We start from the raw sequence: 18,715 nt of genomic DNA on the forward strand, positions 1-18,715 counted from the left end.
GCCGCTCTTTTTTTGGGGGGATTCCGGCGCTGCTACAAATCGTGGGCGTGCGCCTGGCGCCGGAGATGACCATCGCCCTGGTGTGCACGGCGCAGAACACCTCTGCACTCTGCGAAGCCACCGTGGGGCGCTAAAGAAACGCATCCCACACACACGGGGCTGCGACTCTGGGCTCGCCTCCGTCCGGCAGCGGCACCCAATCCTTGCTCGCTCCCTGCACACAAGGGGTATTATCGCAGGGAGAACCAGTTCTCCCGAGGATATAAGGAGTGTCCCTATGTGTCGTCCTGTGCCGTGTCCCACCTGCGGTAAAACTACGTGGGCCGGGTGTGGTGAGCATATCGCCCAAGTAAAGGCGACGGTGCCGCCGGAGCAGTGGTGCGATGGCAAGCACGAGAGCAAGGCTCACTAGCGCCCCTGCGCCATAGCCCCCAGCGGCGGGCTAGTCGGCTACCAGCGGGAAGAGTTCGAACTCGGGGTGTTCCTTCTCAATGAAGCTCAGACGCCACTTGTCGCCAAAGAGCGCGATGAGTTCGCCGTCGGTGCGGGTGAAGATCTCCACGCCGCGCTGCTTATTCAGCTCGGGCGCGGTGGCGGCGGTGGTGCGTCGCGCCACCGAGTAGGGGACCGGCTCGGTGATGGTCTCCACGTTGTATTCCACATCCATGCGGGCCTGCATCACTTCGAACTGCATGGGGCCGACAGCAGCCATAATGGGGGCGGCGTCGCCGCGGGCCTCGTTTTTCAGGATCTGCACCACGCCCTCGGAGTCCAGTTGTTCCAGCGCTTTGCGGAATTGCTTGTACTTGCCCAGGGTTTTCGCCCGCAGGGTGCGGAAGTGCTCGGGGGCGAACTGCGGCATGGGCGGGAATTGTACTTCCCGGCCGGCGTAGATGGTGTCGCCCGGGGCGAGCGAGCCGGCGTTGACGAGGCCGACAATATCGCCGGGATAGGCGGTGTCCACGGTGTCGCGGGTGCGGCCGAAGACGGTGAGCGCGTACTTGGTGGAGAAGCTGCGCCCGGACTGGGCGTGGGTTACTTGCATGCCGCGGTCGAATTCGCCGGAGACCACGCGCATGAAGGCGAGGGTATCGCGGTGCTTGCGATCCATGCCGGCCTGCACCTTAAAGACCACACCGGCGAAGTCGCTGTCCAGATCGCGGTGATCGTCGATGGCAGAGGTTGCGGCGGCCACCACGGCCGGGTCCGCGGAACGGGGCGCGGGCTGCGGCGCCAGGGCGCAGAGAGCGTCGAGGATCTGGTGCACACCGAAGTTGAGCATCGCCGAGGCGAAAATAGTGGGGGAGGTGGTGCACTCGAGGAAGAGCTCGGGATCATGCACCGCGCCATCGGCGGCCATGAGTTCTACTTCCTCGGCAGCAGTTTCCCACGCCATCTCTTCCTTGGCGGCGGCCTCCTCGGGGCTGTAGTGCTCCTCGGGGGCAATGGTGGAGCCCCCGGCGGTGCGCAGGAAGTGAATGTATTCCTCCGCCTCGCCATCGGAGTTGATGCGGGCCAGACCACGGAAATCACCGGCGGCACCGACCGGCCAGAACAGCGGGGTAGGCTGCAGCCCGATCTTGGAGACGATCTCATCCATCAATTCCAGCGGTTCTTTACCCACGCGGTCCCATTTGTTCACCACGGTCACAATGGGCAGACCGCGGGCCTTACACACGCGGAAGAGCTTGAGGGTTTGGGGCTCGAGGCCCTTGGCGCCGTCGATAAGCATCACCGCGGCATCCACGGCGGTGAGCACGCGATAGGTGTCCTCAGAGAAGTCGGCGTGGCCGGGGGTGTCCACCAGGTTAATCATGTAGGGCTCGCCCTGGTGGCCTTCGGGCGCGTACTCGAATTGCAGAGCGGAGCTGGCGACAGAGATGCCGCGCTCCTTTTCCATATCCATCCAGTCGGAGACGGTGGCTTTGCGCCCAGCCTTGCCGTGCACCGCGCCGGCTTCGGCGATCATGTGCGCGTGCAGCGCCAACGCCTCGGTCAGGGTGGATTTACCGGCGTCGGGGTGTGCGATCACGGCGAAGGTTCTGCGGCGCGAGGCCTCGTCAACTACTCTGCTCATGGTGTTTCATCTTAACGCCTCGGTGTCTGAATCAATCGCTCGCACACATGCCTCCGCGGTGCGTTCGATTCAGCGCGTAGTGGATGAGACGGCTCCGCCCACCCCGCCTGCGGAGGCGGTGGCACAGATCGCGGAGCTCTTCGCCGGCGGGCGCGCCGCTGCGCTCACCGGCGCGGGGGTGTCTACGCCCTCTGGCATTCCGGATTATCGCGGGCCGCAGGGCTCGCTCGCCCGCTCGCGGCCGATGACCTATCAGGAGTTTCGCTATGATCGCGTCGCCCTGCACCGCTACTGGGCGCGGGCCTTTGTGGGGTGGCGGCACATGGCCGCAGCTCGGCCGAACTCAGTGCACTATCAGCTGGTGGAGCTAGAAGCTGCGGGCCTGATCACTGGGGTGATTACCCAAAACGTTGATGGCCTCCACCGCGCCGCCGGCAGCACAAGCCTGGTGGAACTCCACGGAGATCTCTCCCGCATCGAGTGCTTGAGCTGCGGGGAAATCATGCCACGAACGCTTATCGACGCCCGCCTGCATGCCGCCAATCCCGGCTACATTGAAAAAGCCGAGGCTAGGCGCGGTGCGGTGAACCCCGATGGCGATGTTGCCCTTGATGAGGAGATCGTTGCGAGTTTCCATCTCGTGGGCTGCCCCCACTGTGGGTCTCAGCTGCTCAAACCCCATGTGGTCTACTTCGGCGAACCGGTGGACCCGAGGCGGAAGGCGGCGGCCCATGCCCTAGTCGAGGAGGCCGATTTCCTGCTGGTGGCTGGCTCCTCTCTGGCGGTGATGAGCGGCTATCGTTTCGCCATCGAGGCGCAGCGCGCCGGGAAGCCGGTAGTGGTGATTAATGGCGGGCCAGGGCGAGCCGATGATCGCGCCGAGGTGCTGTGGCGCAGCGATGTGCAGCAAGCCTTCGCAACACTCATTGACGCCACGGGGTTGGCCTAGAGCCTTCATCTACGTAGAGGCAGAGTGCTGCTGCTATTCGCAGGCGATGCCATCTCCCTCGCGGTCAAGCTGGGACTGTATCCCGGATCGCCCTTGCACAGCAGCGCGGCGCCGGCTGCCCGAGCTACTGTGTAGTCGCCTGTGCGGGAACGGGCCTGGGTGCTGGTGTGGTTCACACTCTACTTCTTGGTGTTGGGGACGTGTTTTTGCGGGCGTGCGAGATGGGTGGTACTCGTCTCCGTATCCAATGAGCTGGTTACCGTCGAAGTCGCTACTTTCATCCTCATGGAATGGGCTGCTGTTAGCGGCTGCATTTTCTAGGATGCCCGCACTATAAAGAGCTGAGGGAGACACTCGGGTGGGGCGGTCCGAACACCTCAGCGAGCAAACATGCTGTGGATGTCGATCGAACGCTGACATAGAGCGCTACGAAAGTCGTCTCACTATTCTCTAGGGGCCGGCACTGGTACGGCAGATCATGCTCGGTTAACGCGGTTCTTAGATGGCCGCAGGAGTGGATTATGTGATCAGCCGCATCGCCGGTGCCGCAAGCACTGACGCCGGTCAGGGTAGCGAGAACGGTGGCACAGCGAGCCCTCGGAAGCAGGTAGGTGACTCACGCCTAGACATCCCACCTCCTGCTGGCCTAGCCTTGGGGTTGCGCTGTTATCTCACAGCTGGGCCTAGAAAACGAGAGTGCACAGGTCTGATCGTGGGATTAAAGGTGCGTGTAGAAGCTGTTCATCCCCTAGTGAGAGGCAGTGGCATGCTTTCTGGGTTCCTCGATCCCACGTCCACCCTTGCGATCGTGTTGCAAGTCGCGATCATTCTCTTCTGTCTTCTTCTCGGCACCCGCTACGGCGGAATCGGGCTTGGCCTGATCTCTGGGCTCGGGCTGATGGTGCTGGTCTTCATTTTTGGTTTGGTGCCCGGCGAGCCACCTGTATCGGTGATGCTCACGATTATCGCGGTGATTGGCTGCGCATCCACCTTGCAACAGTCCAAGGGCTTGGATGTGATGATGCAATTCGCCGAGCGGCTGTTGCGCACCAAGCCGCACTTGATCACGATTCTTGCGCCGCTAACCACGTGGACACTCACAGTGCTGTGTGGCACCGGCCACGTTGTGTACACGATGTTTCCCATCATCGAAGACATCGCGGTGAAGAAGAAGATCCGTCCCGAGCGGCCCATGGCTGCGGCGTCCACTGCGGCGCAGATGGGTATCACCGCCTCGCCGGTCTCGGTGGCCACGGTATCTCTTGCCTCAATCTTGGCCGAGAAAGCTGGGGTAATCGATCAGGCTTTTTCCATCCCGCAAATCCTCTCGGTGGCGCTGCCGGCTTCTCTGAGCGGTGTGTTGCTGGCCGCGTTGTGGTCCACGCGCCGCGGCAAGGACCTCGATGATGATCCTGAGTTCCAGCAGCGGCTACAAGATCCCGAGTTCGCCGAGACGATGCGCAGCGGCAACACCTCGCTGCTTTCGCAAACCTTCGATACAAGCGCCTACCGAGCGGTGGCGGTGTTCTTCTCTGCGATTGCTGTGGTGGTGCTGTTGGGTGCCGTTGAGGGGCTACGGCCCAGTTTCCCCACCGAGGATGGGGTGATGAAACCGCTATCGATGAATCTCGTGATTCAGATGGTGATGCTGGTGGCCGGTGCTATCATCCTGCTGTGGTGCGAGGTGGATAAGACGAAGATCGCCAATACCACCGTGTTCAAAGCGGGTATGACGGCGGTGTTCTCCGTCTTCGGAGTGGCCTGGATGGCGGATACCTTCTTCAGTACTCACATCGACGCACTCAAAGACGGCCTAGGCGATGTAGTGGCGTCCGCGCCGTGGACCTATGCCTTGGTGCTGCTCATTGTGTCCAAACTGGTCAACTCCCAAGCTGCGGCGTTGGTGGCTATCGCGCCTTTGGGCTTGAGCCTCGGAGTGGATCCGGTGCTCATCGTCGGCTTCTACGGAGCGGCCTACGGTTACTGGATCCTGCCCACCTATCCATCAGATCTGGCGTGCATCGGCTTTGATCGCACCGGCACCACTCGGATCGGGAAGTTCGTGATTAACCACTCCTTCCTTATCCCGGGTGCCATCAGTGTGGCTACCTCCTGTGTGGTGGGCTCGCTGCTTGCCCAACTCATCCTCGGATAGACGGTGGAGATCCACTCTAGCGCCGGTTGGTCGTATTCTGCGCGGCGCTGAGCGAGTCGGTGGCTGCCAACCAGGCCCCCTCGGCGGCCCGGGCAATGGCCTGCTCCATCTCTGGAGACGGATCGATAGGTCCCAGCACCCACACGGGGATGGCTACCGGTTCGCTCTGTGGCGGACGGCCGATACCGATGCGCACCCGCACATAGTCCCGAGTACCCAAAGCGGCGCTGAGCGATTTCAGCCCGTTGTGGCCATTTTCATTGCCGCCGCGTTTGATCTTCACCGCCCCAGCGGGAAGATCCAGCTCATCGTGGATCACGATCACGTGCTCGGCATCCAGTTCGAGGTGGCGTTGGAGAGCCTCGATAGCCTCGCCCGAGTTATTCATATAGGTATGCGAGCGGGCCAGCACAATGCTGCGGCCGTCATGCTCCAGTGCGGCGATACTTAAGGGGGCACCGGCGACCGGGGTGAGGATATCGCCGCGCTGCGCCAAGATGTCATCGAGAGCCATGTAGCCCACGTTGTGGCGGGTGGCCTCATAGTTACTACCGGGGTTGCCTAGTCCTAGAATCAGGTAATCGATGCGCTCGGGCAGGCTCGTGGTGGGGGTGGGAGTCCGCGAGCCGAGGCGAGCGAAGAAGGAGCGGAGGGAGTCGCTGAGGTTTTCAAATCCGTGCACGCATCGATTCTTGCACATAGGCTCAACGGCTATGAGTTACCTCCTGCACGATCGAACTATCACCCTCATTGCCGCGCCCATGGCGGGTGGGCCATCGACCCCACAGCTGGCGGCGTCGTTGTGGACTGCGGGTCACCTCGGCTTCCTCGCGGCGGGGCGCGCCAGTGCTGAGGCCTTGCGGGAGGATATGCGCACTGCCGCAAAGCTAGCCGGCGGGCTGAACGTGGGCGTCAACCTTTTCGCCCCGCACCCGCGGCCGCGCTATCTCGAGACCCACTCAGAAGAGCAGTGCGTCGCCGAGCTGGGCAGCCGTTGGAAGCCTGAGGTGGACTACAGCTTCGGCTGGGAGGAGAAATTCGCGGCCGTGCTCGAGGCGAGGCCGCTGGTGGTGAGCTCCATGTTTGGCTGCTTTTCCGCAGCGGAGGTGCAGCAGGCCCGGGAGCGCGGGATTGAAACGTGGGTGACTGTGACCAGCCCCGACGAAGCCCGCCAAGCTCAGCTGGTGGGCGCGGATGCGGTGATCGTGCAGGCAGCCGCCGCCGGCGGCCACCGCGGCACGTGGAATCAGGAGGACGAGCCCACCACCGTGGGCCTGCCGGAGCTCTGTGCCGCCGTCGCGGCCGGCTGCGAGCTGCCGCTCATCGCCGCCGGTGGGCTGAGTACCCCAGAGGCTGTGGCGGATGCCCTGGCGCTCGAGGGCGTGGTGGCGGTGTCCTGTGGCACTGCCTTTCTCTTGGCCGAGGAAGCCGGCACCTCCGAGAGCAATCGTGCGATTCTGCGCGAGGGCCAGCTGCGCACCGCTGCCACGCGCGCCTTCACTGGGCGAGTGGCCCGTGGGGTGATCACTGGGGTGAATGAACACGCTGCGGCCACCATGCCGCCGGTGTTTCCGCATCTCGCTCCCGCCCCAGCGGGGCAGAAGGCGAACCGGGCCTGGGCCTATTGCCTCGCTGGGGAAGGAGTGAACGACTGCCTCGAGGCCCCTGCCGCCGAGATCGTGCAGCAGCTGACGTCCGCCGCCAGCCGTCACTAAGACCGCTGGGTGATTCCCGCCCCCACGCCACTAAGGTCAGCTACACTTTTACTAGTTAAGGCTATGGTAATCAGGCCGGCTGTCTGTGGATCGCGGGGACGCGGCGCGAGGTGGCGTCGATAAGCGTCGATGAGCGCGGAGGAGGGGCAAGGATGAAGCTGGAGAAGGTTCGCCGCAATTTGGAGAAGGGCAAGACGAAGAAGAAGTGTTGCCGTTCTAAGAAGCGCTGCTGCTCGTGTCCGGTGGTGTGCCATCGACTGCGCAAGGCCAATGCCTTGGATTTGGACGATAAGGCGCTGAAGAAGGCGATCGCCAAAGCGCGTAAGTGGTAGTGCGGATCACAGCCGAGTAGGGGGTGGCTCACATCCGTGCGACCGGATGGGGGAGAACAGACATAAAACTCCCCCGACAGGTGAGAAAGTGGGGTGAAAACGGCCCCCTGAAAACCACATCTTCGCTACCGTTTGAAGTGGACATTGAAGCATTCACCCATCACTAGCGGAGGATAAGAACGTCACTATGACCGACGCCCACACCCCCAACCCCAGCGACTGGAGCAAGCGCATCGAGCTCGCGGAGCAGATGATCCCACTGATCGGCCGCCTACACCGCGAGAAGAATGTGGTTACCTCGATCTTCGGCCGTCTGCTGGTGAATCCGTCGGACATCGAGATCATCAAGATGCACCGCTATGCGCGCCGTGTGGTGGAGCGCGAGCTGCCTTTGGAAGACACCTTGCCCGTCTTCCAGACCTTGCTTGAGCTGGATCTCGGTACTGCCTCCATTGACGTGGCCCGCCTAGCCATCGGGCACAAGAAGCACGGTGGCGATTTGCGCGCCTATCTGGAGGAGCAGCTGGCGGATGTGATCGGTGATAAAGGCACCGATGTGCAGCGCGATGTGGTGCTCTATGGCTTCGGCCGTATTGGTCGGCTGTTGGCCCGCATCCTTGTGGCCCGTGAGGCCCAGGGGCGTGGCACCCGCCTGCGCGCTGTGGTGGTGCGTAAGAAGTGTGCGGATGACATCGCCAAGCGCGCGTCGCTGCTGCGCCGTGACTCCATCCATGGCGCCTTCGAGGGATCGATCACCATCGATGAGGAGAAGGAAATCATCTGGGCCAATGGCACCCCCATTCAGATGATCTACGCCAATAGCCCCGAAGAGGTGGACTATACCGCCTATGGCATCAACGACGCCATCGTGGTGGACAACACCGGTGTGTGGCGTGACCGCGCTGGGCTGTCCCAGCACCTCAAGTCCAAGGGTGCATCCAAGGTGCTGCTCACCGCCCCGGGCAAGGGCGATATCAAGAACATCGTCTACGGCATCAACCACACCGATATCGAGGACTCGGACGAGGTCCTCTCCGCCGCGTCCTGCACCACCAATGCCATCACCCCGGTGCTCAAGGCCATCGATCACCGTTATGGCGTGGAGTTTGGTCACGTGGAAACCGTTCACTCTTTCACCAATGATCAAAACCTGATCGATAACTTCCACAAGGGCGAGCGCCGCGGCCGTGCCGCCACCTTGAACATGGTGCTCACCTCTACCGGCGCGGCGAAGGCCGTAGCGAAGGCCCTGCCGGAGCTCGAGGGCAAGCTCACCGGCAATGCCATTCGTGTGCCTACTCCGGATGTATCCATGGCGGTGCTGAACCTCACCATGAAGAAGGACGTGGATGCCGATGAGGTGAATAACTACCTGCGCACCGTGTCGTTGAAGTCCGAGCTGCGCCAGCAGATCAACTACATCAAGTCCCCCGAGGTGGTGTCGAATGATTTCATCGGCTCCACCCACGCCGGCATCGTCGATGGTTTGGCCACCATTGCCACCGGCAATCACCTGGTGCTGTATGTGTGGTACGACAATGAGTTCGGCTACTCCAACCAGGTGATCCGCATCGTGGAGGAGATCGCCGGCACTCGGCCGCGCGTCTATCCGCCGCGTCGCGCGCTCTCTGAGCTGGACTAATACCTGCAGAAAGCAACGCCCCACCCTCGGTCTCGGGTGGGGCGTTGTGACGCTTATCGACGCCGACTCGGCGGGCTCTGCAGCCCAGCCGGCGACGGGGTTTAGACCGGCTCGGGCGAGGAGCCAGATTCTTGCTTGCGCTGCACCAGCTTCGCAGCATGCGGGTCCTTGCTCTTCTTAGCCCAATAGAGCAAGCTCCACGCCACGGAGGCGATAAATAGTGCCAGCATGGGGCCTAGAATCCAGCCGGGGCCGAACTGGTAGATGATCGGCACAGCGAGCGCAGTAATCACGCCGCCGCCGAAGAAGGGCTCAAATACCAGCTGCTTATAGCCGAAGGCCTCGAAGGCGGGGCTTTCTCCATCGGGGTCGGCGATGCGCATGAGTATCAGGCCGGTAGCGGTGACACCCATGGACTGTCCGAAATCACCGATACCACGCTCGAGCCAATAGGAGGGGATTGCGCGCGGCACCAGCCACAGCAAGATGACGACGTTGATGATGATGCCGCCCACGCACAGCAGCACGAAGGGCCAGAAGTTATCGGCGATCGCCTGTAGGGAAATGGTGGCCAAGGCAGCCACGATGAGCATATCCAGCGCCAAGCCCTGCAGGCGCAGCATCATATTGGAATCCACTAGGTAGTCATAGCCGGTCTTATTCAGCAGGATCTGCACGATGATGCCGCCGATCATGGCGATCGGGAACAGCGGCACATAGCGCAGCAGCTCTACCTGATCTGCCCACAGCATCTGCTCCACCCACTGCAGGAACTCGAGGATGCAGATACCGATGAGGATAGACAGCCCAATGAATGCGGCGTGCAGGGACAGTGGCTCGATAGAGGAGGGGCGAGAGGTCATCATCGCGGCGGTGTACTGCTCATCGCGGCGGAAGAGGCCACGCTGTTCTTCGAGAGAGCGATCCTTGACTTCGGTGACGATCGTGGTGCGGCCGGTGCGGATAGCCCAGTTGATCACGCCCACGCCGATCACGATGCCGCCCACGAGGCCTACGGTGGCTACGGCCACGGCGAGGTCGCCGCCTTCGGGGAATCCCACCTCGTGGAAGACGTCGATCATGCCGGCGGCAGTGCCGTGCCCACCCTCAAAGCCGATTTCGATGAGCGCACCCGCCATGGGTGACATCCCAAAGAGGGGAGCCAGCACCAGCATGGCAAGCAGCATGCCCACCACATACTGGCCAGAGGCGAAGGCCACGCCCACCGAGAGCTGCGGGCCGGCCAAGTGATAGACCTCTTTGGGCTTGGGCAGCTTTTGGCCCAGGAAGAGGGTGGCGAAGACGACAGAGATCAACAGCCCCGGCAGGGTCTTCCACACGCTGAGCATGTCCTCGCCAAAGAGGCCTCCAGCCTGCAGGTTCTCTGTGGCGGTAGTCTCGCCAAACCAGCCGGCGATGGTGCCCAGCACCTCGGGGCCGAGAAACAGGGCGAGGGTACCAGCAATGATAGAGCTGGGCAGGAAGAGGTTCTGCGTCCACCGAACGCGCATACGCACGACCTTGCCCACGAAGAGCACGACTAAGAGCACGACGAGCGCAAAGCCAACGGAGTTGGGGGTCATGGCTGGGACATCTCCTTTTCTATTTTCTAGGGTGCACATGTGGCGCACCACACACAACATGAGAGTTATGAAGTACCTTAGCCTGTGCTGTACGGAATAAATAGAAAAGCTGATACGGCCCCGAGAATGCAGGGGTGTTGTCCCTGCAACGCCTCCGTTGACAAGGCCATTGAGACCCGCGTCGATGAGGCGACAGGCGTACGCACTGCGTGCTGCGGAGGACTCATGGGTGAGCGGCCATTCCGCTGTAGGTGGTGCATGCTTTCCACCCCGTGGCTGCGCCGCTGTCGGTGAACACCGTGGCTATTGTGATTCCGTGCTCGGCGAAGCCGGAGACACAAAGACCCGCCTCATCCTCGCACGACAGGCTGGAATAAGGCGGGTAGAAGCGGGCACTGCGCCGAAAGCGTGCTTAGCGCAGCGCCGCGAGAGCAGCCTCGTAGTCCGGTTCGGTGGCGATCTCCTCTACCAGCTGGGAGTGCAGCACGGTGCCCTCGCCATCTACGACGATCACGGCGCGAGCCAGCAGCTGGGCCAGCGGGCCATCGGTTTGCACCAGGCCGAGGTTATCGCCGAAGCCACGGCGGAAGTCCGAGGCCACCTGCACGTTCTCCAAGCCTTCGGCGCCGCAGAAGCGAGCCAAGGCGAAGGGAAGATCGCGGGAGACATTGACCACCACGGTGTTGTCCAGCCCCGCAGCGAGCTCATTGAACTGGCGCACGGAGGCGGCGCAGACGCCGGTATCTACCGAGGGGAAAATGTTGAGCACCACGCGGCGCCCAGCGAAATCAGCATTGGTGACAGTCTCGAGCGAGTCATTCGTCAGCGAGAACTCGCCGAGACGCGAGCCCACCTCGGGCAGCTCGCCGGAGACGGTGACGGGGTTTCCTTTAAAAGCAGTATGAAGAGTCATGTCTCCTTTGTACCCGAATACCTCAGACGCCGACGTCCGAGAGATAACGCAGCACCGCTTTCACGCGGCGGTTGTCCTCCTCGGGGGAGAGCCCCAGCTTCTGAAAAATCGCGGCAATATGTTTCGCCACCGCCGCGCCTGAGACCACGAGAAGGCTGGCGATCTCCGGATTGGATAATCCCTGAGCCATGAGCGCCAGCACCTCACTTTCTCGGGCGGTGAGATCACTCATGCCCTGCTGGGAATGCACCATGGCCTGGGCTACCTGCGGATCAATCACCATGCCACCGGCGGCCACCGTGCGCAGCGTACGGATGAAATCAGCGACATGCCCCACCGAATCCTTCAGCACATAGCCGGTGCCGGCCACGCCCCCAGCCATCTCCAGCACGGTGCGGGCATAGGCCGGCGCCACATACTGGGAACAGACCACGATGCCCAGCTCGGGGTAACGCTGTCGCACCGCCACGGCCGCGTGCAGGCCGTCATCGCTCATTGACGGCGGCATGCGGACATCCGTGACCAATAGGCTGATCTCCGCGGAGTGGGCGTCGATAAGCGGCATGACCTCCTCGGCCGAGGAGCACTGCGCGAGCACATGAAAGCCCTGGCGTTCCAGCATGGCTGCCAAGGACTCCCGCAGCAGGCCGGAATCATCGGCTAAGACGATATTCATAGCGAGTGATCCTTTCTCTCCGCAGTAGAGCTGAGGGTGCCGAGCACGATGCTGGACTCCCCGCGATGCAGCAGTAGCGGCACATCCGCCACCACCTGGGTGGGCCCGCCCGGCGGCGAGTTCACCTCCATCGTGCCCCCGAATGCCGCCAAACGTTCCTTGATACCGTGCAGGCCACCACCGGGCACGATATGGGCGTCACCTGGGCCGGTATCGAGCACCGAGATCCGCAGCCCGGAATCGACCGTGATCAACACATCCACCCGCGCCTCGGGGGCGTATTTGCCGATATTGCTCAACGCCTCAGACACAAAGAAATACCCGCAGGCCAAGACCCCCTCCGGCAGGGTAGGAAGCGGATGTGGGCAGGTCAGCGAGGAACGCAGCGGCATCGACTGCAGCAGCTCCTCCACCGCAGCCACCAAGCCGGCGTCGCTGAGCATGTGCGGATGAATCCCGCGCACCGTACTCCGCAAGGCCGCCAGCCCCTCATCCAGATTGCGGTGGGCCTGCTCTAAGAGGGCACGCAGCTGCGGATTATTCTCCACCGCGGGATCCAGCTCGGCCTCTCCCAGCGCCATCGCCGCCGCGACGAAGGACTGCTGGGCACCATCGTGCAGGTCCCGCTCAATGCGCCGCCGCTCCACCTCATAGGCATCCACGATGGTGCGACGAGAATCAATCAGCTCGCGGATCTCCTCATCGCGGTCGCGTCGAGGCGCAGCAGCTCGGGTGCGGAATCGGGGAAACAAACCTGCCATGGCTCCCATTCTAAAAGGGCCGCCGGCCGCCCTCGCCGTGCTGGCGGCGGTGGGGGTAGTGCTAGGACTACGTGGAAAACTAGCCTCTAGGTTATTGGGAAAGACCAGCGTAGAGCCTTGAATTAGAGATATGACAACACACTCACTACTCAGCGCGCAGAATCTGTCTAAGAGCTTCGGCGCGGAACATGTACTCCACGACATCTCCCTCGAGATCGGCGCCGGCGAGGCCGTGGCCGTCATGGGCCCCTCCGGCTCCGGTAAATCGACACTGCTGAACTGCCTCGCTGGGGTGCTGGTGCCGGATGCGGGATCGGTGATCTACAACCAGCGTGATATCACCACCATCAGCGACACCGAGCGTTCACGCATCCGGCTGCACGATTTCGGCTTCGTATTCCAGGACGGCCAGCTCATCCCCGAGCTCAGCAACCGCGAAAACGTGGCCATGCCCCTACAGCTGCGGGGCAGCTCGCGTTGCGCGGCGCTGCGCCAGGCCGATGAACTACTAGCGAAGCTGGGCATGAGTGGCCATGGCGGCAAGCTGCCCGGCAATATCTCCGGCGGGCAAGCCCAGCGCGTGGCCGTAGCCCGCGCCATCGCCGGCGAACCGACAATCATCTTCGCCGATGAACCCACCGGTGCCCTCGACCAAGCCACCGGACACGAGGTGATGCAGCTACTCACCGCTTTAGTCGAGCGCAGCGGCTCCACACTGCTCACGGTGACCCACGACAGCAACGTGGCACAGTGGTGCGACCGGCTCATCGAGATCCGCGATGGGCGGGTACACACGGACCGGCGCATCGATGGCTCCCGTACCCGCACCGCCACCGCCCACGCGGCTATGCGACGCGGCGCCGGGGAGGGGCAACGATGAACCCCACCACAGCCTCCTCCACAGCGCCCACCAACACCCCACAGCCGCAGCGGGTGTATCGCGGTGCAGCGAATCTGCGCTCGATCGCCTACCAGGTGTTTTCCGCCCGCATGCGCCGGCGCGATGGCTCAGGGCTCTTGACGCTCTTGTCGATCGCAGCGTTTACCGCGGTGACCGCAATCGTGATGATCGTGGCCTCCGGTACGTGGATGTTTGTCTACCGAGAACAGCACCCGCGCGAACTCGCGGTCCAAGCCATCGCTGCGGATCCGACGATGTCGACGCTCCTCGGGTTTTATGTATTCCTCGCCGGTTTCGCCTGCGCCCTGCTGATCGTCCCCGTGCTCTCGCTGACCAGCTCAGCCACCCTGTTGGGAGCCCGCATGCGCGAACGCCGACTGGCCTCCTTCCGTCTGCTCGGGCTCTCCCGCTCAGAAGTCAATCGAATGGGCCTGATCGACACCCTCGTGCAGGCCGCGGTGGGTGTGGTGCTGGGTACGGGCGGAGCATTGCTCTTGCTGCCATTCTTTCAGCGCCTGTCCTTTCAAGGAGACACGGTGCGCTATGAGGAAATCTTGGCACCGTTGTGGCTCTATGCACTGCTCGATATTGCACTGCTAGGTTTTGTCACGCTCTCGGCCTGGTGGAGTTTGGTGCGGATCAATATTTCCCCCTTGGGAGTATCGCGCCGTTCCGCGCCGCGGGCCCTGCGTTTTTGGCGGATCGCCGTGCTCCTTGTTGCCATCGGCTTGTTGCTGCTCACGCCCGCACCGCGGCTGAGTTCTGGGCCGGCCCAATACGCCAAATCTGTGCTGGTGATTGTGGTGTTCCTGCTCAGCGTGGATGTGGTGATGCCGCTGGTGATGCAGCTGGCATCGCGGCTATTCGCCCGAGCCCCGTGGCTGCTGGTCAGCTGGACGGCCCGCCGGATAGCGCTGGAACCAGTAAAAGCCTGGCGACGCGTCTCCGGAGTAGCAGCCGTCTCGCTCATCGTGGCGGTTCTCGCCTCCGCACCCTTTCAGAACCCCAACGACCCTGATTTCCAAGACGCAGTCACGCAGATGTTTGTTGAGTTTGACAGGGATATCACCACCGGCGTGATCTTCACCATCACCTTCACCTTCATTCTGGCCGGTATTTCCGCGATGATGAATCAATGCTCCGCTGAGTTCGAACGCGCGCCCCAAACCCTGGCGCTGCACAAGATGGGTGTGCCCAATCGCGTCGGCCTGGCTGTCTCGTGGCTCGAGATGCTCGGCCCCCTCGTGGGCACCTGTGTGATGACCTTCATCTTCGGCCGCATCCTCTTTTTGCCCTATTCCAGCTATCAGGAATTCACTGACACCGATCCCACCGTCTTCGAACACCCCGCCTCGTGGATCGCTATCGTCGTTGCCGGTGTGGTGGTGATGGTCGTGGCACTGAGTGTGACTCTGCCGGTGCGCTCGCGCGTACTCGCCGGGGCGAAACGGGTGCGCCGCGCCGACTAGCCAGTGACGCTCTGCTCGATCAGATCGGCTGCATCGCTGCACACAAAGGGCAGCTCGCGGCGCTCGCGGGTACTGAAGGGCTTGAGCACAAAGCTCGCCGGCGCCTGGGAGCCCGGCGGGCGTCCGATGCCCACCCGAAGGCGCGGAAAGTCCTGAGTTCCCAGCGCTTGCGCGATCGAGCGCAGCCCATTATGGCCGGCCATGCCGCCGCCCATCTTGTGCGCGACCTGGCCAAAATCGAGCTCCATATCGTCGTGCACCACCAGGATCTTGCTCGGGGTGAGCGAGAAGAAACGCGCCAAGGCCTGCACCGGCCGGCCGCTGAGGTTCATCGCACACAGTGGCTTGGCCACGATGAGCCGCTGCTGGCCCAGACGCAGCTCCGCGATCTGCGTGCCGGATTTTTTATGCACGCTAAAGCGTGACGACGCCATCCCACGGCCCGCCAACTCATCGGCCACCATGAACCCGATATTGTGGCGGGTCTCGGCGTATTTAGAGCCTGAGTTTCCCAGCCCAACCACGATAAAATTTTCCATGTTTCCTCACCCTAGTAGCAGCGATACCGCCGCGGTTTCCGAGCCTAGGATCAGCTGCTGTGGGCTCAGCCGAGCTCGGGCGCATCCTCTGGCAGCGATGACGCGCGGGGAATGAAATGGGAGGGCAGCAGGAGCTTGCGGTGGGGCTTGCCATCCATCAACCCGGCAAGTTCATCAATGACCACACCAGCGAGCTCGGCGAAGTCCTGGCGAATAGAGGAGAGGGGAGGGGTCAGGTAGGAGCTGACTTCATCATCGTCAATCCCGATGAGCTTATAATCCTTCCCCGCGGTGAAGCCGTGTTCGGCGAAGGCGCGGGCGCAGCCGACCGCGATTTTGTCATTGCCGCCGATGACGGCCTCGGGCAGGCCAACGTTGAGGATCTCCTGCGCGGCAGCATAGCCATCACAGGCGCCCCAGCCCCTGCCGCCAAAAAGCGAGAAGGAGTGCTTCTTCAAACGGCTATAGCGCTGGTAGATGACCATACGCTCCCGAGCGTCGATATATTCCCGATCGCCGGTAATCATGGCCGTATCGGTTACTCCTTGGTCCCACAAATGGTCTAGGGCGGAGTGGAGGCCGGAGACTTGGTCGATGCCGATGGTGGACATGCCGTCAATGCCGTGGTCGACGGAGCTGATCATCACCCCAGGCGCGCCCGTCCAATGCTCGAAGAGCGGCAGAAGGCTGCGGTGTTGGAAGAGGATGACTGTCGCCAGTACTTGTTGGGAGCGCAAATAGTCAAGGGCGGACTGCGCCTCCGCGAAGTCGGCATTGGCCGAGGAGGAGGTGAGCACATGCCATCCCCGGTGTTTGGCGTGGGCCTGCAGCTCGGCAAAGAGGGTGATCAAGCCGTGAGACATCGTGCCCACAGAAAGGACACCAATGGAGCGGGAGGAACCGGAGGCAAGCATTTGAGCCGCTGCGTTGGGCCGGTAGTCGAGCTCGCGCATCGCGGCATAGACGCGTTCACGGGTGGCTGGTCGCACGGAAGAATGGTTATTTACCACTCGAGACACAGTTTGCGTGGATACCCCCGCTAACTGTGCCACATCCTGCATAACTGCCTTTTTACGCACGCCGGTAAGTGTACATGACGCCTAGGACACCCGAGAATGCGGGTGGCCTAGGCGTCATACAGTCTGTCGAAATTCGTGAATCTATTCTGGAATGACAATTCCCTTCGTGAGAATAATGTTTCCGTAGAGAGCGGTGTCCGTGGTCGCAACAACTGCGAAACACTTCTTTACTTGCTCATAGAACTCAAATCGCTCGAAGTGCTTCACGGTATGGCCCGGATAGCTGCGTTCGGCGATCTCTGCGAATTCGCTCCATACAGGAGGCTCTGGATCGTCTCCCACAGTTTCCATGAGGCCGATCTGCCATGGATTATAGGGATCCAAGGGCATCAGCTTGAGGATTGCGTCCATCATGTCAGCCACGGTGTGACCATCTGCGTGGATGACCGTGGAATTGAGGGTGTAGCCTGGGAAATTTCCATCTCCAATGACGATGCGATCGCCATGTCCCATGCGGGCCAGGGTGTAGAGGAGTTCCGGTGAGATCTTCTCTGGGATATTGCGGAGCATGTGTTCTCCTTAGTGTGAAAAGAGGTGACGATGAGGGGGCGTGAGAGTGATTATGTATTCAGCCTCCTATGCGGCAGCCGGTGCGGTTTCGCCAGGGTTCTTGAAGCGGAGCGTAAACACTCCGTAGGACAGCACCACAATGAAGCAGACGAGAACAACAATGAACGAGTGGGCGGTGCCGATAGTATCGACGAGCAGGCCTTGTACCGGGGGAAGAATAGCGCCACCGACGATGGCCATAACAAGTCCAGCCGAACCGAATTTGGTGTCTTCTCCGAGTCCGGTGAGTGCCTGGCCATAGATAGTGGGGAATAGCAAGGAAATACAGGCGGAGAGAGAAGCGATAGCGATCAAACCGATGATGTTTCCGGTGAGAATACCGATCAAGGTGAGGACGACACCCAAGGAGCACATGATGATCAAGAGTCGGCGGGCGTCGATGATGCCCATCAGGGCGGTCATGACGAAGCGGGCAACGAGGAAGCAGATCAGGGAGACCTGGAGCCAGATTCCCGACTCGGCGTTGGTCTTGCCGACGACATTGGTGGCGTAGTGGATGACGTAGGTCCAGATACAGGTTTGGGCGCCAATGTTGAAGAACTGGGCAACCACACCGAAGGAGTAGCGGCGATTGCTGATCAACCGGCCCAGGCGTCCCGAGCTCGGTACCGGAAGAGCGACTGCGTCGTCTCCGGCACTCCGGGAACGGTCAGGAATCTTGACCAGCGCGATAGCAATGCCGAGCACCAGGTACAGGATGGCGAGGCCCACGAAGGGAATCATCACGGCCTTGAGCTCGCCCGAGACCATAGAGGTGAGTTCCTCCTGGGGCAGCGATGCTCGTTCTTCTGCCGTGTGCTCGTGGATATTGGGCAGGATCATGATGGCCGCAACCAGCACACCCAAGTTAGAACCGATGGGGTTGAAGGATTGGGCGAAGTTCAGGCGCCGCGTCGAGGTCTCTTCCGGACCCATGGCAATAACAAACGGGTTAGCGGAGGTCTCGAGGATAGACAGGCCTGCGGCGAGGGAGAACAGGGCCCCAATAAAGGCCACGAAGGTCATGCTCAGGCTCGCGGGGTAGAACGCAAAGGCACCGGCAGCAGCAAGGAAGAGGCCGATACATACGCCACCCTTGTAGCCCAACTTCGAGTTAATGAAGGCCGCCGGAATGGCAAGCAGGAAGTATGCCCCATAATAGGAGAACTGCACGAGCGAGGATTGGAACGTCGACATCGAGAAGACCGAACCAAACACCTTGACGAGAGGCGCGGTCATGTCGGTGGACATACCCCAGGCTGCGAAGCAGGACACCAGAAGGATGAAAGGAACGAGCATTCCATCGTTCAGGTACTTTTTACGTTCCTTCTTCGGGGGCGTTGATTGTGGACTGCTAACGGAAGTGTCAGTCATG

At 61.8% G+C, this 18,715-nt stretch carries 17 protein-coding genes; 7 read left to right on the forward strand and 10 right to left on the reverse strand.

Annotation, left to right across the window (positions count from 1 at the left end):
- Positions 1-442: 442 nt before the first annotated feature.
- On the reverse strand, positions 443-2,077 hold the full coding sequence (locus GBB18_RS00390; RefSeq protein WP_151640374.1) for a peptide chain release factor 3: 1,635 nt from the start codon (positions 2,075-2,077) through the stop codon (positions 443-445).
- Here GBB18_RS00390 and GBB18_RS00395 point away from each other — a divergent pair.
- On the forward strand, positions 2,076-3,026 hold the full coding sequence (locus GBB18_RS00395) for a Sir2 family NAD-dependent protein deacetylase (protein WP_192795850.1): 951 nt from the start codon (positions 2,076-2,078) through the stop codon (positions 3,024-3,026). The genes GBB18_RS00390 and GBB18_RS00395 overlap by 2 nt on opposite strands.
- A 766-nt stretch (positions 3,027-3,792) precedes the next feature.
- Positions 3,793-5,181 carry an anaerobic C4-dicarboxylate transporter gene (locus tag GBB18_RS00400; protein WP_151640375.1) on the forward strand — a complete coding sequence of 463 codons (1,389 nt, stop codon included), beginning with the start codon at positions 3,793-3,795 and terminating at the stop codon, positions 5,179-5,181.
- 16 nt (positions 5,182-5,197) lie between these two features.
- Here GBB18_RS00400 and pth (GBB18_RS00405) read toward each other — a convergent pair whose 3' ends face one another.
- Positions 5,198-5,863: an aminoacyl-tRNA hydrolase gene (gene pth, locus GBB18_RS00405; protein WP_225990198.1), complete on the reverse strand. Its 666-nt coding sequence runs from the start codon at positions 5,861-5,863 to the stop codon at positions 5,198-5,200.
- 31 nt (positions 5,864-5,894) lie between these two features.
- On the opposite strand from pth (GBB18_RS00405), the gene GBB18_RS00410 reads away from it, so the two are divergent.
- The 3 genes from GBB18_RS00410 (at position 5,895) to GBB18_RS00420 (ending at position 8,870) form a co-directional block, all read left to right on the forward strand.
- On the forward strand, positions 5,895-6,896 hold the full coding sequence (locus GBB18_RS00410; protein WP_151640377.1) for a nitronate monooxygenase: 1,002 nt from the start codon (positions 5,895-5,897) through the stop codon (positions 6,894-6,896).
- A 152-nt stretch (positions 6,897-7,048) separates the two neighbouring features.
- Positions 7,049-7,228 (forward strand): hypothetical protein, encoded by a 180-nt coding sequence (locus tag GBB18_RS00415; RefSeq protein ID WP_151530084.1) that lies wholly within the window; start codon positions 7,049-7,051, stop codon positions 7,226-7,228.
- Between the two features lie 187 nt (positions 7,229-7,415).
- Positions 7,416-8,870, forward strand: a complete 1,455-nt coding sequence (locus GBB18_RS00420) for a glyceraldehyde-3-phosphate dehydrogenase (RefSeq protein ID WP_151640378.1) — start codon at positions 7,416-7,418, stop codon at positions 8,868-8,870.
- A gap of 101 nt (positions 8,871-8,971) precedes the next feature.
- Here the strand turns inward: GBB18_RS00420 and GBB18_RS00425 are convergent, their stop codons facing one another.
- The 4 genes from GBB18_RS00425 to GBB18_RS00440 form a co-directional block, all read right to left on the reverse strand.
- Positions 8,972-10,453 carry a sodium/glutamate symporter gene (locus GBB18_RS00425; protein WP_151640379.1) on the reverse strand — a complete coding sequence of 494 codons (1,482 nt, stop codon included), beginning with the start codon at positions 10,451-10,453 and terminating at the stop codon, positions 8,972-8,974.
- A 412-nt stretch (positions 10,454-10,865) separates the two neighbouring features.
- Positions 10,866-11,366 (reverse strand): thiol peroxidase, encoded by a 501-nt coding sequence (tpx, locus tag GBB18_RS00430; RefSeq protein ID WP_151530087.1) that lies wholly within the window; start codon positions 11,364-11,366, stop codon positions 10,866-10,868.
- 22 nt (positions 11,367-11,388) lie between these two features.
- Complete coding sequence (locus GBB18_RS00435; protein WP_151640380.1) at positions 11,389-12,042, reverse strand: response regulator transcription factor; 654 nt, start codon at positions 12,040-12,042, stop codon at positions 11,389-11,391.
- Positions 12,039-12,803, reverse strand: coding sequence for a sensor histidine kinase (locus GBB18_RS00440; RefSeq protein ID WP_151640381.1), 765 nt, complete (start codon positions 12,801-12,803; stop codon positions 12,039-12,041). The genes GBB18_RS00435 and GBB18_RS00440 overlap by 4 nt, the downstream gene beginning before the upstream one ends.
- Positions 12,804-12,933: 130 nt before the next feature.
- On the opposite strand from GBB18_RS00440, the gene GBB18_RS00445 reads away from it, so the two are divergent.
- The gene (locus GBB18_RS00445; RefSeq protein WP_151640382.1) at positions 12,934-13,683 is read left to right on the forward strand and encodes an ABC transporter ATP-binding protein; all 750 of its coding nucleotides are present in this window, start codon (positions 12,934-12,936) and stop codon (positions 13,681-13,683) included.
- Entirely contained in the window at positions 13,680-15,173 is a 1,494-nt protein-coding gene (locus GBB18_RS00450) for an FtsX-like permease family protein (RefSeq protein ID WP_151640383.1), read from the forward strand. The genes GBB18_RS00445 and GBB18_RS00450 overlap by 4 nt, the downstream gene beginning before the upstream one ends.
- On the opposite strand, the gene pth (GBB18_RS00455) is transcribed toward GBB18_RS00450, so the two are convergent.
- The 4 genes from pth (GBB18_RS00455) to fucP form a co-directional block, all read right to left on the reverse strand.
- A complete protein-coding gene (gene pth / locus GBB18_RS00455) occupies positions 15,170-15,712 on the reverse strand; it encodes an aminoacyl-tRNA hydrolase (RefSeq protein WP_151640384.1) in 543 nt (180 codons plus the stop codon). The genes GBB18_RS00450 and pth (GBB18_RS00455) overlap by 4 nt on opposite strands.
- Positions 15,713-15,777: 65 nt before the next feature.
- On the reverse strand, positions 15,778-16,773 hold the full coding sequence (locus GBB18_RS00460; RefSeq protein WP_225990216.1) for a LacI family DNA-binding transcriptional regulator: 996 nt from the start codon (positions 16,771-16,773) through the stop codon (positions 15,778-15,780).
- Between the two features lie 99 nt (positions 16,774-16,872).
- A complete protein-coding gene (locus GBB18_RS00465; protein ID WP_151548905.1) occupies positions 16,873-17,301 on the reverse strand; it encodes an RbsD/FucU family protein in 429 nt (142 codons plus the stop codon).
- Positions 17,302-17,367: 66 nt separating this feature from the next.
- Positions 17,368-18,714, reverse strand: a complete 1,347-nt coding sequence (gene fucP / locus GBB18_RS00470) for an L-fucose:H+ symporter permease (protein ID WP_225990199.1) — start codon at positions 18,712-18,714, stop codon at positions 17,368-17,370.
- Between the last annotated feature and the right edge of the window lies 1 nt (position 18,715).

This window comes from Corynebacterium sp. 11A, assembly GCF_008930935.1.
Classification (GTDB): domain Bacteria; phylum Actinomycetota; class Actinomycetes; order Mycobacteriales; family Mycobacteriaceae; genus Corynebacterium; species Corynebacterium megadyptis.

What these genes read in the sequence shown, in the direction of transcription:
- GBB18_RS00460 (WP_225990216.1), bottom strand. Translation starts at nt 16,773, where the DNA reads ATGCAGGATGTGGCACAGTTAGCGGGGGTATCCACGCAAACTGTGTCT.
- GBB18_RS00415 (WP_151530084.1), top strand. Translation starts at nt 7,049, where the DNA reads ATGAAGCTGGAGAAGGTTCGCCGCAATTTGGAGAAGGGCAAGACGAAG.
- tpx (WP_151530087.1), bottom strand. Translation starts at nt 11,366, where the DNA reads ATGACTCTTCATACTGCTTTTAAAGGAAACCCCGTCACCGTCTCCGGC.
- GBB18_RS00400 (WP_151640375.1), top strand. Translation starts at nt 3,793, where the DNA reads ATGCTTTCTGGGTTCCTCGATCCCACGTCCACCCTTGCGATCGTGTTG.
- GBB18_RS00440 (WP_151640381.1), bottom strand. Translation starts at nt 12,803, where the DNA reads ATGGCAGGTTTGTTTCCCCGATTCCGCACCCGAGCTGCTGCGCCTCGA.
- fucP (WP_225990199.1), bottom strand. Translation starts at nt 18,714, where the DNA reads ATGACTGACACTTCCGTTAGCAGTCCACAATCAACGCCCCCGAAGAAG.
- GBB18_RS00410 (WP_151640377.1), top strand. Translation starts at nt 5,895, where the DNA reads ATGAGTTACCTCCTGCACGATCGAACTATCACCCTCATTGCCGCGCCC.
- GBB18_RS00445 (WP_151640382.1), top strand. Translation starts at nt 12,934, where the DNA reads ATGACAACACACTCACTACTCAGCGCGCAGAATCTGTCTAAGAGCTTC.
- GBB18_RS00390 (WP_151640374.1), bottom strand. Translation starts at nt 2,077, where the DNA reads ATGAGCAGAGTAGTTGACGAGGCCTCGCGCCGCAGAACCTTCGCCGTG.
- GBB18_RS00450 (WP_151640383.1), top strand. Translation starts at nt 13,680, where the DNA reads ATGAACCCCACCACAGCCTCCTCCACAGCGCCCACCAACACCCCACAG.
- GBB18_RS00435 (WP_151640380.1), bottom strand. Translation starts at nt 12,042, where the DNA reads ATGAATATCGTCTTAGCCGATGATTCCGGCCTGCTGCGGGAGTCCTTG.
- GBB18_RS00465 (WP_151548905.1), bottom strand. Translation starts at nt 17,301, where the DNA reads ATGCTCCGCAATATCCCAGAGAAGATCTCACCGGAACTCCTCTACACC.
- GBB18_RS00420 (WP_151640378.1), top strand. Translation starts at nt 7,416, where the DNA reads ATGACCGACGCCCACACCCCCAACCCCAGCGACTGGAGCAAGCGCATC.
- pth (WP_151640384.1), bottom strand. Translation starts at nt 15,712, where the DNA reads ATGGAAAATTTTATCGTGGTTGGGCTGGGAAACTCAGGCTCTAAATAC.
- GBB18_RS00395 (WP_192795850.1), top strand. Translation starts at nt 2,076, where the DNA reads ATGGTGTTTCATCTTAACGCCTCGGTGTCTGAATCAATCGCTCGCACA.
- GBB18_RS00425 (WP_151640379.1), bottom strand. Translation starts at nt 10,453, where the DNA reads ATGACCCCCAACTCCGTTGGCTTTGCGCTCGTCGTGCTCTTAGTCGTG.